Below are 14644 nucleotides of genomic sequence, written 5' to 3'. Positions count from 1 at the left end.
GCGCCTGTCCGTGGTTCACGGGACGAGCAGCACCTTCCCGGTGGTCGCGCGCGCCTCGAGCGCACGGTGGGCGTCTGCCGCGTCGGCGAGAGCGAACGTCGCACCGATCCGGACCTCGAGCGTGCCGGCGAGGACCGCGTCGAAGAGGTCCTGCGCGCGGGCGAGGAGCTCGTCCCGCGTGGCCGTGTAGTCCCCGAGCGTCGGTCGGGTGAGGTAGACGGATCCGGCGGCGTTGAGGCGTTGCGGGTCGATCGGTGGGACGGGACCGGAGGACGCCCCGAAGAGGGCGAGGCCGCCGCGTCGCCGGAGCGAGGCGAGCGACGCGTCGAAGGTCGCGCGACCGACGCCGTCGAAGACCGTGTGCACCCCGGCGCCCTCGGTGAGCTCCCGGACGGCGGCGGTGAGGTCTGCGGTGAGGTCGTGGAACAGGTCGTAGCGCAGCACGTCCGCGGCGCCTGCGGCGCGCGAGAGTGCTGCCTTCTCCTCGGTCGAGACCGTGGTGATCACGCGAGCACCGAGAGCGCTGGCGATCTGGGTGAGCAGCAGGCCGACGCCTCCGGCTCCCGCGTGCACGAGGACGTCCTGGCCGGGAGCGACGGGGAAGGTCGAGTGCGTCAGGTAGTGCGCGGTCAGTCCCTGCAGGAGGAGCGCGGCGGCGACCGTCGTCGGGACTCCGTCGGGAACGGGAACCGTGCCGGATGCGCGCACGGCGACGACGTCGGCGTACGAGCCCGTGCGTGAGGCGTGCCAGGCGACGCGCTCGCCGACGGCGATCCCGTCGACCTCGTCGCCGACCTCGACGACCGTGCCGGCGCCCTCGCTCCCCACGACGTGCGGGAACGGCATCGGGTAGATGCCACCTCGCCGGTAGGTGTCGATGAAGTTGACACCGGCAGCAGCCACCTGCACGAGCACCTCGTCCGGTGCGGGGGAGGGTGCCGGGAGGTCGACGGCACGGAGGACCTCGGGTCCTCCAGGGTGGGACGCCTGAATCGCTCGCATGCTGCGGCAACGCGCGATCCGCCGCCATTCTTCCCGCCGGTGCCGGTGTGTCCGATGATGGCGGTGTCGCCATCGCGCTGACGCCTGAGCAACGTCACATGAATCCTCACGCTGGTGTATGTTCATGCACATGTCGTTCACGGTGGCGGTCGCAGGAGCGAGCGGGTACGCGGGCGGTGAGATCCTTCGGGTCCTCCTCATGCACCCGGAGGCGAGCATCGGCGCGCTCACGGCACACGCGAGCGCAGGGACGACGCTCGGGACCCACCATCCGCACCTGCGCGCGCTGGCGGACCGCATCCTCGAGCCGACGACACCCGCCGCCCTCACAGGGCACGACGTCGTCGTCCTCGCTCTGCCGCACGGTGCCTCCGGTGCGATCGCCGCAGAGCTCGAGGCGGCCGGTGACCGCGCGGTCCTGCTCGACCTCGGTGCCGACCACCGGCTGACCGACGCGACGGAGTGGGAGACCTTCTACGGAAGCGCCCATGCCGGGACCTGGCCCTACGGGCTGCCGGAGCTCCTCCATGCCGGAGAGTCGCAGGCCCGGGGCCAGCGAGAGGTGCTCGCACGGGCGCGAAGGATCGCGGTCCCCGGCTGCAACGTGACGGCCGTGACCCTCGGTCTCCAGCCGGGCGTCGCCGCTGGCGTCATCGAGCCGCTCGACCTCGTCGCCGTGCTGGCGAACGGGTACTCCGGCGCCGGGAAGACGCTCAAGCCACACCTGCTGGCGAGCGAGGCGCTCGGCGCAGCCCAGCCGTACGCGGTCGGCGGCGTGCATCGGCACATCCCGGAGATCGAGCAGAACCTCAGGCGTGCAGGCGGCGGCCCGGTGCAGGTGTCGTTCACCCCGACGCTCGTCCCGATGGCCCGGGGCATCCTTGCCACCGCGACGGCGCGACTCGTCCCCGGGACGACGCCGTCCGAGGTGCGCGAGGCCTGGCGCTCGGCCTACGCGGACGAACCCTTCGTCGAGCTGCTCCCCGACGGGCAATGGCCGTCGACCGCGATGACGCTCGGCGCCAACACCGCGCTCGTCCAGGTCGCCGTCGACGAGCGCGCCGGACGCGTCGTGACCGTCACGGCGATCGACAACCTCGTCAAGGGCACCGCCGGTGGCGCTGTGCAGTCCCTCAACCTCGCCCTCGGCCTCCCGGAGTCGACCGGCCTGTCCGTGAACGGAGTCGCACCGTGACCGTCACCCATCCCCAGGGCTTCCGGGCCTCCGGCGTCACCGCCGGGCTGAAGGCCTCGGGTCGGCCCGACCTCGCTCTCGTGGTGAACGACGGACCGTTGCAGGTCGCGGCCGGGGTCTTCACGACCAACCGCGTGGTCGCGGCGCCGGTCGTCTGGTCGCGGCAGGTCGTGGCCGACGGCGTGGTGTCGGCAGTCGTGCTGAACTCCGGTGGCGCGAACGCGTGCACCGGACCCGAGGGCTTCGGTGACACGCACCGGACGGCCGAGCGGGTCGCCGACGTGCTCGGGGTGTCCGCCGGCGACGTGGTCGTGTGCTCGACCGGGCTGATCGGCGAGCGGCTACCGATGGAGCGGCTGCTCCCGGGCGTCGACACCGCTGCGGCCGCGCTCGCTGCCGACGGCGGTGACGACGCCGCCGTCGCGATCATGACGACCGACACCGTGCAGAAGACGGCGACCGCGGTCCGCGACGGCTGGTCCGTCGGGGGCATGGCCAAGGGGGCCGGCATGCTGGCGCCGGGGCTCGCGACGATGCTCGTCGTCCTCACGACCGACGCCGTGACCACCTCGGACCAGGCCGACGCCGTGCTGCGTGCGGCGACGCGCACGACCTTCGACCGGGTCGACTCCGACGGCTGCATGTCGACGAACGACACCGTGGTCCTGCTCGCCTCGGGCGCGAGCGGCGTCACCCCGTCCGCTGAGGAGCTCGCAGGAGCGGTGACCGAGGTCTGCCGTTCCCTCGCCCGCGCCCTCGTCGCGGATGCGGAAGGTGCGAGCCACGACATCGCGGTGCAGGTCGTCAACGCCGGGACCGAGGACGCCGCAGTGGCCGTCGCTCGCGCCGTGACGAGGTCGAACCTGTTCAAGGCGGCCGTCTTCGGGAACGACCCCAACTGGGGTCGGGTCCTGGCCGCCGTCGGCACCGTGCCGGCCGGGGTCGCGGCGTTCGACGCGGAGCTCCTGGACGTGTCGATCAACGGTGTCCAGGTGTGCCGGGCCGGTGGTGTCGGCGAGGACAGGTCTCTCGTCGACCTCGCGACGGCACGCGAGGTGCGGGTCCTGGTCGACCTGCATGCGGGCACGGCTGAGGCGACCGTGTGGACCAACGACCTCACGCACGACTACGTCCACGAGAACAGCGCGTACTCGTCATGACCGGTCCTGTCGCGAGCGACGACTTCACGTTCGACACCCGGACGGACCTGCGCCCCGACCAGAAGGCCGAGGTCCTGATCGAGGCGCTGCCGTGGCTCGAGAGCTTCGCCGGTGCGCTCGTCGTCGTGAAGTACGGCGGGAACGCCATGATCGACGAGGACCTCAAGAAGGCGTTCGCGCAGGACATGGTCTTCCTCCGGCGGGTCGGGCTGCACCCGGTGGTCGTGCACGGCGGCGGCCCCCAGATCAGCGCGATGCTCGACCGGCTCGGGATCGAGAGCGAGTTCCGCGGTGGGCTGCGGGTCACGACCCCGGAAGCGATGGACGTCGTCCGGATGGTGCTCACCGGGCAGGTCTCGCGCGAGCTCGTGGCCCTGCTCAACGCGCACGGTCCGCACGCGGTCGGGCTCTCGGGCGAGGATGGCGGGCTCCTCCGCGCCCGTCGCCGGACGGCGATGGTCGACGGTCAGCCGATCGACGTCGGGCTCGTCGGGGACGTCGTCGAGGTCAACCCGGGTGCGGTGCTCGACCTCCTCGCCGCAGGCCGGATCCCCGTCGTGTCGACCGTCGCACCGGACATCGACGACCCGTCGCAGGTCCTCAACGTGAACGCCGACACTGCCGCCGCGGCCCTCGCGATCGCTCTCGGTGCCCGGAAGCTCATCGTCCTGACCGACGTCGAGGGGTTGTACACCCGGTGGCCCGACCGGTCGTCCCTCGCGAGCGAGATCCGCGTCACCGAGCTCGCCGCGCTGCTGCCGTCGCTCGACTCCGGCATGCGACCCAAGATGGAGGCCTGCCTGCGCGCGGTCCACGGTGGTGTCAGCCAGGCGCACGTGATCGACGGGCGCGCCCCGCACTCGATCCTCGTCGAGGTCTTCACCACGAAGGGCATCGGCACGATGGTTCTGCCCGACGAGACGACGGAGGAAGACGCGTGAGCGGAGCAGTCGAGACACCGAAGCCCCTCGTCGGGCTCGACGGCCACGGGAGCGTCGCGGCGTGGACCGAGCGCTACAGCCATGCGCTCATGGACACCTTCGGCCCTCCGCAGCGGGTGCTCGTCCGCGGTGACGGTGCCTACGTGTGGGACGCCGACGGCGTGCGGTACCTCGACCTGCTCGCGGGGATCGCGGTGAACGCGCTCGGCCACGCCCATCCGACGTTGACGGCGGCGATCTCGGCGCAGCTCGGCACCCTCGGGCACGTCTCGAACTTCTTCGCCACGCCGACGCAGATCGCCCTTGCGGAGCGGCTGCTGCAGCTCGCCGGCGCCGACGAGGGTTCGCGGGTGTTCCTCACGAACTCCGGGACCGAGGCCAACGAGGCCGTCGTCAAGATGGCCCGCCGCACCGGTCGGCCGCGGATCCTCGCTCTCGAGGGAGCGTTCCACGGCCGCACCATGGGCGCCCTGGCCCTCACGTACAAGGCCGCTTACCGCGAACCGTTCGAGCCGCTCCCCGGTGGCGTCGAGTTCCTGCCGTTCGGAGACGTCGACGCTCTCGAGGCCGCCCTCGACGAGGACGTCGCGGCACTGGTCGTCGAGCCGATCCAGGGCGAGGCGGGCGTCCGCCCGTTGCCGCCCGGGTACCTGGCACGTGCGCGGGAGCTCACCGCCGCGTGCGGTGCCCTGCTCGTGCTCGACGAGGTGCAGACCGGGATGGGGCGGACCGGGGCCTGGCTCGCGCACCAGCACCCGCACCTGGGCGGGGGGATCACCCCGGATGCCGTCACGCTCGCGAAGGGACTGGGCGGCGGGTTCCCCGTCGGCGCGGTCATCGCCTTCGGTGAGCGTGCGGCGACGTTGCTCGGGCGCGGCCAGCACGGGACGACGTTCGGGGGAACCCGGTCGCGGCTGCCGCAGCGCTCGCGACGATCGGTGTGATCGAGCGCGACGGCCTGCTCGCGCACGTCACTGAGATCGGCGGTGTCCTGCGGGCCGGCATCGCCGCGACGGGGCACCCGCTCCTGCGGGAGGTGCGCGGCGACGGCCTGCTGATCGCGATCGAGCTCACCCAGCCGGCAGCCGCCGACATCGCCGCCCGGGCGCTCGCCGCCGGGTTCATCATCAACGCGTGCACCCCCACGACCCTGCGGCTCGCGCCGCCACTGATCCTGACCCGCGACCAGGCCACCGACTTCGTCGAGTTCTTCGCCGCGTCGGCCGGGTCCACCACCGAGACGGAGATCTGACATGGTCCGGCACTTCCTCCGAGACGACGACCTGAGCCCGGCCGAGCAGCGTGAGGTCCTCACCCTCGCGCTCGCCTTCCGCGAGGACCGCTACGTCCGTCGGCCCCTGGCGGGTCCGCGTGCGGTCGCGGTGATCTTCGACAAGCCGACGCTGCGGACACAGGTGTCCTTCGCGACGGGGATTGCCGAGCTCGGCGGCTTCCCGCTCGCGGTCGACGGCAACCTTGCGCGGATCGGGGTGCGGGAGTCCGTCGCCGACACCGCACGGGTGCTCGGTCGCCAGGTCGCGGCGATCGTCTGGCGTACCTTCGACCAGTCCCGTGTCGAGGAGATGGCCGCAGTCGGCGGCGTGCCGGTCGTCAACGCCCTCACGGACCAGTTCCACCCGTGCCAGATCCTCGCGGACCTGACGACGGTCGCCCAGCATCGCGGTGGTATCGACGCGCTCGCGGGGCAGACGCTCGCGTACGTCGGCGACGGTGCGAACAACATGGCGCACTCGTACCTCCTCGGTGGCGTGACGGCCGGTCTCCACGTGCGGATCGGTACCCCCGAGGGGTATCTGCCCGATCCGGCCGTGGTCGCCGCGGCGGACGCGCGGGCCCGCGAGACCGGTGGCTCGGTGCTGGTCACCCACGATCTCGCGACCGCCGTCACCGGCGCGGACGTCGTCGCGACGGACACCTGGGTGTCGATGGGGCAGGAGGCCGAGGCCGCCGTCCGTGAGCAGCCGTTCGTCCCGTTCCGGCTCGATGCCGCGGCCGTGGCCCTGGCTGCGCCGGACGCGATCGTGCTGCACTGCCTCCCGGCGTACCGCGGGAAGGAGATCACCGCCGACGTGATCGACGGACCTCAGTCGGTCGTCTGGGACGAGGCGGAGAACCGCCTGCACGCGCAGAAGGCGCTGCTGACGTGGCTCCTGGAGCGCTCGTGAGCGACCAGGCCGGCGGCGCGACGGGAGCGTCCGGCGTGCCCGCCACCAAAGCGGCGCGCCATGCCCTGATCGCGTCGCTGCTCGAGCACCACGAGATCCACTCGCAGTCCGAGCTCGCGCACGCCTTGGCGGATGCCGGGGTCTCGGTGACCCAGGCGACGCTGTCCCGGGACCTGGTCGAGCTCCGAGCCGTACGGATCCGCAGCTCCGCGGGCTCTCTGCTGTACGCGTTGCCCGGTGAGGGCGGCGACCGGACGCCGCAGCGTGTCACGGACGTCGAGCAGCTCGCCGCACGCCTGGCGCGGCTGTGCGCCGAGCTCCTGGTGACGGCCGAGGCATCCGGCAACTTCGTGGTCCTGCGCACCCCGCCCGGTGCCGCGCAGTTCCTCGCCTCGGCGATCGACCACTCGGTGATGCCCTCCGTGCTGGGGACCATCGCGGGCGACGACACCGTCCTGGTGATCGCGCGCGACCAGTCGCCGACGGCGAGCACCGCAGGTGCCGAGCTGGCCGACCGCTTCCTCTCGCTCGCCTCCGACGGCGCGTGAGTCCGACCTGTGACGACAACCCCCGTTCCACCCACGCTGCTGGGACACTGGTACCCCGCCTCGACGAAAGAGAACTGTCATGACTGAACGTGTCGTGCTCGCCTACTCCGGTGGCCTGGACACCTCTGTGGGGATCGGCTGGATCGCCGAGGCCACAGGAGCCGAGGTGATCGCTGTCGCGGTCGACGTCGGCCAGGGCGGCGAGGACCTCGAGGTCATCCGCCAGCGGGCGCTGGACTGCGGTGCGGTCGAGGCGTACGTCGCGGATGCGCGCGACGAGTTCGCGGAGGAGTACTGCATGCCGGCCCTGCGGGCGAACGCCTTGTACCTGGACCGGTACCCGCTCGTCTCCGCGCTGTCGCGCCCGGTGATCGTCAAGCACCTGGTACGGGCCGCCCGGCAGTTCGGCGCGACGACCGTCGCCCACGGCTGCACGGGCAAGGGGAACGACCAGGTCCGCTTCGAGGTCGGCATCACGTCGCTCGCCCCGGAGATGCAGTGCATCGCCCCGATCCGTGACCTGGCGCTCACCCGCGACAAGGCGATCGAGTACGCGACGCGACACTCCCTGCCGATCGCGACGACCAAGCACAACCCGTTCTCGATCGACCAGAACGTCTGGGGGCGCGCCGTCGAGACCGGCTTCCTCGAGGACATCTGGAACGCGCCGACCAAGGACGTGTACAGCTACACGGACGACCCGACGTTCCCGCCGGTGGCCGACGAGGTCGTCATCACGTTCGAGCAGGGCGTCCCGGTGGCTCTGGACGGTGTGGCGGTGACCTCGTTGCAGGCCATCCAGGAGATGAACCGGCGCGCCGGCGCCCAGGGCGTCGGCCGGATCGACATGGTCGAGGACCGGTTGGTCGGCATCAAGTCGCGCGAGATCTACGAGGCCCCCGGGGCGATGGCGCTGATCGCCGCCCACCAGGAGCTCGAGAACGTCACGGTCGAGCGTGAGCAGGCGCGGTTCAAGCGGGGGGTCGAGCAGCGCTGGACCGAGCTCGTCTACGACGGCATGTGGTTCTCGCCGCTCAAGCGGTCCCTGGACACCTTCATCGACGACACCCAGCGGTACGTGTCGGGCGACGTGCGGCTCGTCTTGCACGGCGGTCGGGCGATGGTGACCGGGCGTCGGAGCGAGGCGAGCCTCTACGACTTCAACCTCGCGACCTACGACACCGGCGACACGTTTGACCAGTCGCAGGCGAAGGGGTTCATCGCGATCTACGGCCTGACCGCGAAGCTGTCCGCCGCGCGAGACGTGAAGTTCGGCAACGGCGTCGACTTCGGTGTCGGTGACCTCCCGGCCACCGGTGCTGGCGCTGATGTCTGAGCTGTCCTCAGGTGCGCCGGCCGCCTCGTCCGAGGTGGCCGGCGGCGGTGCACCGGTGAGTCTGTGGGGCGGCCGGTTCAGTGGCGGACCGGCGGACGCCCTCGCGGCGTTGTCGCAGTCGACGCACTTCGACTGGCGCCTGGCGTCGCACGACATCGCCGGCTCGAAGGCGCACGCCAGGGTCCTGCACGCCGCGGGTCTGCTCGACGACGCCGAGCTCGCCGGGATGCTGGATGCCCTCGAGCGCCTTCGCGTGGATGTCGCGAGCGGCGACTTCCTTCCGGTGCTCGCGGACGAGGACGTGCACACGGCTCTCGAGCGTGGCCTGATCGACCGAGCGGGAGCAGAGCTCGGCGGCAAGCTTCGCGCGGGGCGGTCTCGCAACGACCAGATCGCGACGCTGGTCCGGATGTACCTGCGCACCGAGTCCCGTGCGATCTCGGGGCTCGTGCTGGACGTGGTCGACGCGCTCATCGACCAGGCCGCGGCCCATCCGGATGCTCCGATGCCCGGACGGACCCATCTCCAGCACGCACAGCCGGTCCTGCTCGCGCACCACCTGCTCGCGCATGCATGGCCCTTGCTGCGCGACGTCGAACGCTGGACGGACTGGGACCGTCGGGCGGCACGCTCGCCGTACGGCTCGGGTGCGCTGGCGGGGTCGTCGCTCGGCCTCGATCCGGCGGCGGTCGCGGCGGAGCTCGGTTTCGACGGGCCCGTGGAGAACTCGATCGACGGGACGGCAAGCCGCGACGTCGTGGCCGAGTTCGCGTTCGTCGCCGCGATGGCCGGCGTCGACCTCTCCCGGCTCGCCGAGGAGGTGATCCTCTGGGCGACCAAGGAGTTCGGGTTCGTCAGGCTGGATGACGCCTACTCGACGGGGTCGAGCATCATGCCGCAGAAGAAGAACCCGGACATCGCGGAGCTCGCACGGGGGAAGTCCGGTCGGATGATCGGTGACCTCACGGGCCTGCTCACGACGCTCAAGGGTCTTCCGCTCGCCTACAACCGCGATCTGCAGGAGGACAAGGAGCCGGTGTTCGACCAGGTCGACACGCTGACCGTCCTGCTTCCGGCCTTCGCCGGCATGATCTCCACCCTCACGTTCCGCACGGATCGGATGGCGGACCTCGCGCCTCAGGGCTTCTCGCTCGCGACGGACATCGCCGAGTGGCTCGTCCGCGAGGGAGTCCCGTTCCGCGTTGCGCACGAGGTCGCGGGCGCGTGTGTGCGGGTCTGCGAGGAGCGCGGCATCGAGCTGTGGGACCTCTCGGACGCCGATCTCGCCGCGGTCTCTTCGCACCTGACGCCCGAGGTCCGGACGGTGCTCACCGTGACGGGTTCGATGGCGTCCCGGTCGGCGCACGGCGGCACGGCCCCGGTGCGGGTCGCGGAGCAGCTCGAGCACGCCCGCGCGCGCAGCCGCGAGCTTCGCGCATGGGCGAGCGCCTGACGCGATGACCGGTCCCGACGGCTCGTCGGACGACGGTTCGGCCGTGTCCGTCGCCGCGACCCTGGTGCGTGCCGCACCGGCCTGTCTCGGGCCGGTGCGGCTCGTGTGCGTCGACGGCCCTGCCGGTTCGGGGAAGACGACGTTCGCGGCCCCGCTCGGGACGGCACTTGGCGCCCAGGTGGTCCACATGGACGACCTCTACGAGGGGTGGGGCGGTCTCGCCGACGCGTGGCGACGGCTCGCGGGCTGGGTCCTCGAGCCGCTGTCGGGCGGCGAGGCGGGCCGCTACCGCCGCTACGACTGGGCGGCGGCCGAGTTCGCCGAGTGGCATGACGTCCCGGTCGCAGAGGTGCTGGTGGTCGAGGGCTGTGGGAGCGCGCCGCAGGCGATCGACGACTGGATCAGCGTCCTCGTCTGGGTGGAGGCGCCGCGCGAGCTGCGCATCGCACGGGGCGTCGCTCGCGACGGCGAGGCGGTGCTCGAGCACTGGATCCCCTGGATGGCCCAGGAGGATGCGGTCTTCGCCGCCGAACGGACCCGCGACCGGGCGGATCTGACCGTGGACGCCCGCGGTCGGGTCGTCGAGAGTCATCCGAGATCACGACGATGAGCGGTGGATCGCCATCGGCAGGCTGGTTCGAGCGTGACGTGACGGTGGTGGCGCAGGATCTCCTCGGCGCGACGCTGACGACGCGCACCCCGGACGGCACCGTGACGGTACGGATCTCGGAGGTGGAGGCCTACGGCGGTGCGGGGGACCCGGGTTCTCACGCGTACCGGGGCCTGACCCGCCGCAACGCCGTCATGTTCGACGAGCCGGGTCGCCTCTACGTCTACCGCCATCTGGGCCTGCACCACTGCGTGAACATCGTGGTGGGCCCCCGGGGGACGGCTGCAGCCGTGCTGATCCGCGCCGGCCAGGTCGTCGACGGGGAAGCTCTTGCGTCGACGCGCCGGAGGGCGTCAGGTGTGGTGCGCGTCGATGCCGACCTCGCACGGGGCCCGGCGCGGCTCGCGGTCGCTCTGGGCGTCGATCTCGCCTGGAACGGTCTCGACGTGGTGGACGACGACGCGGTCGGCCTTCGTGTTCCTGCGGCGGGAGATGCTGGCTGCGAGCCGGGCGTGCGTGGTGTCCTCGACCCCGGGCCCGGGGGTGCATGTGACCGCGTCGTCGCGAGCGGACCCCGGGTCGGGGTGAGTGGCGCCGGCGGCGACGCCCGGCTCTACCCGTGGAGGTTCTGGCTGGTGGGCGACCGGACCGTGTCGGCGTACCGGGCGGCAGCACCGCGGCGGTCCACGTTCGGTCCGACGTCCGGTTCGCGGCACAATGGCGCCACACCCGTTCCGAAGGAGAAGCTGTGACCGACATCCTCGAGGACCTTCGTTGGCGTGGGCTCATCGCCCAGTCGACGGACGAGACCGCCTTGCGTGATGCCGTCACGGCGGGACCGATCACCCTGTATTGCGGCTTCGATCCCACGGCGCCGAGCCTGCACATCGGCAACCTGGTTCAGATCCTGACCGTGCGCCGGCTCCAGCTGGCCGGCCATCGTCCGCTTGCCCTGGTAGGTGGCGCGACAGGCCTGATCGGCGACCCGAAGATGACCGGGGAGCGCACCCTGAACGCGCCCGAGGTGGTGGCGGGATGGGTGGAACGCATCCGTCGACAGATCGAGCCGCTCCTGGACTTCGACGGGCCGGCTGCCGCCAGGATGGTCAACAACCTCGACTGGACCGCGCCGATGTCGGCGATCGACTTCCTGCGCGACGTCGGCAAGCACTACCGGCTCGGCACGATGCTCGCCAAGGACACCGTGGCCCGGCGGCTCAACAGCGATCAGGGGATCAGCTTCACGGAGTTCAGCTACCAGATCCTGCAGGGCATGGACTACCTCGAGCTTCATCGGAGATACGGCGCCACGCTGCAGACGGGTGGCAACGACCAGTGGGGCAACCTGCTGTCCGGGGTGGAGCTGATTCGCAAGGTCACTCAGTCGCAGGTGCACGCTCTCACCACACCCTTGATCACGAAGGCCGACGGGACGAAGTTCGGCAAGACCGAGACCGGCACGGTGTGGCTCGACCCGGAGCTGACGAGCCCCTACGCCTTCTACCAGTTCTGGCTCAACGCCGACGATGCCGACGTGGTCGGTTACCTCAAGGTCTTCACGTTCCGCAGCCACGAGGAGATCGACACGCTCGAACGAGCCGTGGCGGAGCGGCCGGCGGCGCGCGAGGCGCAGCGGACCCTCGCTGCGGACGTGACGGCGCTCGTGCACGGGGAAGAGGCGACGGCCAAGGTGGTGACGGCAAGCCAGGCGCTGTTCGGCCGGGGGAACCTGGCCGACCTGGACGAGCCCACGGTGGCTGCTGCACTCGCCGAGATCCCTCGCACCGAGGGAGCCGTCGGGGCCCAGGTGGTCGACCTCATGGCGGCCAGCGGCCTCGTGCCGTCGAAGGGTGCGGCCCGGAGGGCCGTGTCGGAGGGCGGCGCGTACCTGAACAACGTCAAGCTCGTGGACGAGGCGGCTGAGCTCCGCTCGGAGGACCTGCTGCACGGGCGCTGGGCGCTCCTGCGCCGCGGCAAGAGGACCCTCGCGGTGGTCGACGTCTGCCCGTGACGGAGGTCCCGCACGCGCGATTTGACGGTGCCTGGCCTCGCACGTAGTGTTCTCGATGTCGCCCGGCAGGGAGGAACGGACACCGGAAGCGCTCAGCGCTGAAGGATGGCTGGTCCCGCGGGTGGCCACCCCCTCGCTTCGAGCAGCAGACGTGTGTCTGCGTCGCTCGGCGTGCAGGGCGCACTCAGACCGGTCGGACCGCCTCGCAGCGGATTCGACTGGGAGCGAGAGTGCGAGTACAGTAGGTAAGCCCCGTGAGGGAGTCGGAAGACTTCGAGCGGTGCGCGTCGGATCTTTGAGAACTCAACAGTGTGCCAAGTAGTTGATGCCAATTGCTTGCTTTTCTTGCGCGTGTCTCGTGTTGTGCGGGGTATGTGTGGGGGAGTGGGTGTTGGTTGGGAGTGTGCTTGTCCATCCCGTGGGCAGGTGTGCTTCTTGCCAGATTGAATGGTCTCCCGGGGTTGTTCCTGGGGGGCTTCTTCGTGTGTTTGTTTCCTCGCGTCTTCGGGTGTGGGGTGACTGATAGACATTTACGGAGAGTTTGATCCTGGCTCAGGACGAACGCTGGCGGCGTGCTTAACACATGCAAGTCGAACGGTGATGATGGGGCTTGCCCTGTCTGATCAGTGGCGAACGGGTGAGTAACACGTGAGTAACCTGCCCCTGACTCTGGGATAACCGTGGGAAACGACGGCTAATACCGGATATGAGACGTCCACGCATGTGGAGCGTCTGGAAAGATTTATTGGTCTGGGATGGACTCGCGGCCTATCAGCTTGTTGGTGGGGTAATGGCCTACCAAGGCGACGACGGGTAGCCGGCCTGAGAGGGCGACCGGCCACACTGGGACTGAGATACGGCCCAGACTCCTACGGGAGGCAGCAGTGGGGAATATTGCACAATGGGCGAAAGCCTGATGCAGCGACGCCGCGTGGGGGATGAAGGCCTTCGGGTTGTAAACCCCTTTCAGCAGGGAAGAAGCGAAAGTGACGGTACCTGCAGAAGAAGCGCCGGCTAACTACGTGCCAGCAGCCGCGGTAATACGTAGGGCGCAAGCGTTGTCCGGAATTATTGGGCGTAAAGAGCTCGTAGGCGGTTTGTCGCGTCTGCTGTGAAATCCTGAGGCTCAACCTCGGGCTTGCAGTGGGTACGGGCAGACTAGAGTGCGGTAGGGGTGACTGGAATTCCTGGTGTAGCGGTGGAATGCGCAGATATCAGGAGGAACACCGATGGCGAAGGCAGGTCACTGGGCCGCAACTGACGCTGAGGAGCGAAAGCATGGGGAGCGAACAGGATTAGATACCCTGGTAGTCCATGCCGTAAACGTTGGGCACTAGGTGTGGGGCTCATTCCACGAGTTCCGTGCCGCAGCAAACGCATTAAGTGCCCCGCCTGGGGAGTACGGCCGCAAGGCTAAAACTCAAAGGAATTGACGGGGGCCCGCACAAGCGGCGGAGCATGCGGATTAATTCGATGCAACGCGAAGAACCTTACCAAGGCTTGACATACACCGGAAAAGTGCAGAGATGTGCTCCCCGCAAGGTCGGTGTACAGGTGGTGCATGGTTGTCGTCAGCTCGTGTCGTGAGATGTTGGGTTAAGTCCCGCAACGAGCGCAACCCTCGTCCTATGTTGCCAGCACGTTATGGTGGGGACTCATAGGAGACTGCCGGGGTCAACTCGGAGGAAGGTGGGGATGACGTCAAATCATCATGCCCCTTATGTCTTGGGCTTCACGCATGCTACAATGGCCGGTACAAAGGGCTGCGATACCGCAAGGTGGAGCGAATCCCAAAAAGCCGGTCTCAGTTCGGATTGGGGTCTGCAACTCGACCCCATGAAGTCGGAGTCGCTAGTAATCGCAGATCAGCAACGCTGCGGTGAATACGTTCCCGGGCCTTGTACACACCGCCCGTCAAGTCACGAAAGTCGGTAACACCCGAAGCCGGTGGCCCAACCTCTTGAGGGGGGAGCCGTCGAAGGTGGGACTGGCGATTGGGACTAAGTCGTAACAAGGTAGCCGTACCGGAAGGTGCGGCTGGATCACCTCCTTTCTAAGGAGCTCTGGCATGCGCACTGGTTGCGTGTGTCCAGGCCCATGCCTCGGCCGTATGTGTCGGGGGTGGTGCTCAAGGGTGGAACATCAACTATGGCTGCGCGTAGCGCTTGTCTGGTAGTACGTCGTGTCTCTTCGGGGGTGCGG

Annotated in this window: 11 protein-coding genes, 1 rRNA gene and 1 pseudogene; 12 read left to right on the top strand and 1 reads right to left on the bottom strand. The window is 69.7% G+C overall.

All coding sequences use genetic code 11. From position 1 onward, the window contains the following. Nucleotides 1-15 precede the first annotated feature (15 nt). A complete protein-coding gene (locus tag LJB74_RS01925; protein ID WP_259306946.1) occupies nucleotides 16-1002 on the bottom strand; it encodes a quinone oxidoreductase in 987 nt (328 codons plus the stop codon). A 130-nt stretch (nucleotides 1003-1132) separates the two neighbouring features. On the opposite strand from LJB74_RS01925, the gene argC reads away from it, so the two are divergent. The 12 genes and pseudogenes from argC (at nucleotide 1133) to LJB74_RS01865 (ending at nucleotide 14495) form a co-directional block, all read left to right on the top strand. Further along, nucleotides 1133-2197, top strand: coding sequence for an N-acetyl-gamma-glutamyl-phosphate reductase (argC, locus tag LJB74_RS01920; protein WP_259306945.1), 1065 nt, complete (start codon nucleotides 1133-1135; stop codon nucleotides 2195-2197). Continuing rightward, the gene (gene argJ / locus LJB74_RS01915; protein ID WP_259306944.1) at nucleotides 2194-3357 is read left to right on the top strand and encodes a bifunctional glutamate N-acetyltransferase/amino-acid acetyltransferase ArgJ; all 1164 of its coding nucleotides are present in this window, start codon (nucleotides 2194-2196) and stop codon (nucleotides 3355-3357) included. Before argC ends, argJ begins: the two co-directional genes overlap by 4 nt. Beyond that, a complete protein-coding gene (argB, locus tag LJB74_RS01910) occupies nucleotides 3354-4298 on the top strand; it encodes an acetylglutamate kinase (RefSeq protein WP_259306943.1) in 945 nt (314 codons plus the stop codon). The genes argJ and argB overlap by 4 nt, the downstream gene beginning before the upstream one ends. Further along, nucleotides 4295-5550 (top strand): annotated as a pseudogene (locus LJB74_RS01905) (acetylornithine transaminase). The gene argB and the pseudogene LJB74_RS01905 overlap by 4 nt, the downstream one beginning before the upstream one ends. 1 nt (nucleotide 5551) lies before the next feature. Continuing rightward, nucleotides 5552-6484 carry an ornithine carbamoyltransferase gene (gene argF / locus LJB74_RS01900; protein WP_259306942.1) on the top strand — a complete coding sequence of 311 codons (933 nt, stop codon included), beginning with the start codon at nucleotides 5552-5554 and terminating at the stop codon, nucleotides 6482-6484. Beyond that, complete coding sequence (locus tag LJB74_RS01895; protein WP_259306941.1) at nucleotides 6481-7032, top strand: arginine repressor; 552 nt, start codon at nucleotides 6481-6483, stop codon at nucleotides 7030-7032. The genes argF and LJB74_RS01895 overlap by 4 nt, the downstream gene beginning before the upstream one ends. Nucleotides 7033-7111: 79 nt before the next feature. After that, nucleotides 7112-8368: an argininosuccinate synthase gene (locus tag LJB74_RS01890; RefSeq protein WP_259306940.1), complete on the top strand. Its 1257-nt coding sequence runs from the start codon at nucleotides 7112-7114 to the stop codon at nucleotides 8366-8368. Continuing rightward, nucleotides 8361-9821 (top strand): argininosuccinate lyase, encoded by a 1461-nt coding sequence (gene argH, locus LJB74_RS01885; RefSeq protein ID WP_259306939.1) that lies wholly within the window; start codon nucleotides 8361-8363, stop codon nucleotides 9819-9821. The genes LJB74_RS01890 and argH overlap by 8 nt, the downstream gene beginning before the upstream one ends. A 4-nt stretch (nucleotides 9822-9825) precedes the next feature. Beyond that, the gene (locus LJB74_RS01880) at nucleotides 9826-10431 is read left to right on the top strand and encodes a uridine kinase (RefSeq protein WP_259306938.1); all 606 of its coding nucleotides are present in this window, start codon (nucleotides 9826-9828) and stop codon (nucleotides 10429-10431) included. Continuing rightward, nucleotides 10428-11183, top strand: coding sequence for a DNA-3-methyladenine glycosylase (locus LJB74_RS01875; protein ID WP_259306937.1), 756 nt, complete (start codon nucleotides 10428-10430; stop codon nucleotides 11181-11183). The genes LJB74_RS01880 and LJB74_RS01875 overlap by 4 nt, the downstream gene beginning before the upstream one ends. Continuing rightward, entirely contained in the window at nucleotides 11180-12442 is a 1263-nt protein-coding gene (gene tyrS / locus LJB74_RS01870) for a tyrosine--tRNA ligase (protein WP_259306936.1), read from the top strand. The genes LJB74_RS01875 and tyrS overlap by 4 nt, the downstream gene beginning before the upstream one ends. A 529-nt stretch (nucleotides 12443-12971) precedes the next feature. Beyond that, nucleotides 12972-14495: ribosomal RNA gene (locus LJB74_RS01865) — 16S ribosomal RNA — on the top strand. The last annotated feature ends 149 nt before the right edge of the window (nucleotides 14496-14644 follow it).

This window comes from Cellulomonas sp. P24 (assembly GCF_024704385.1).
Classification (GTDB): domain Bacteria; phylum Actinomycetota; class Actinomycetes; order Actinomycetales; family Cellulomonadaceae; genus JAJDFX01.
This window is presented reverse-complemented; position numbering and strand designations above follow the sequence as displayed.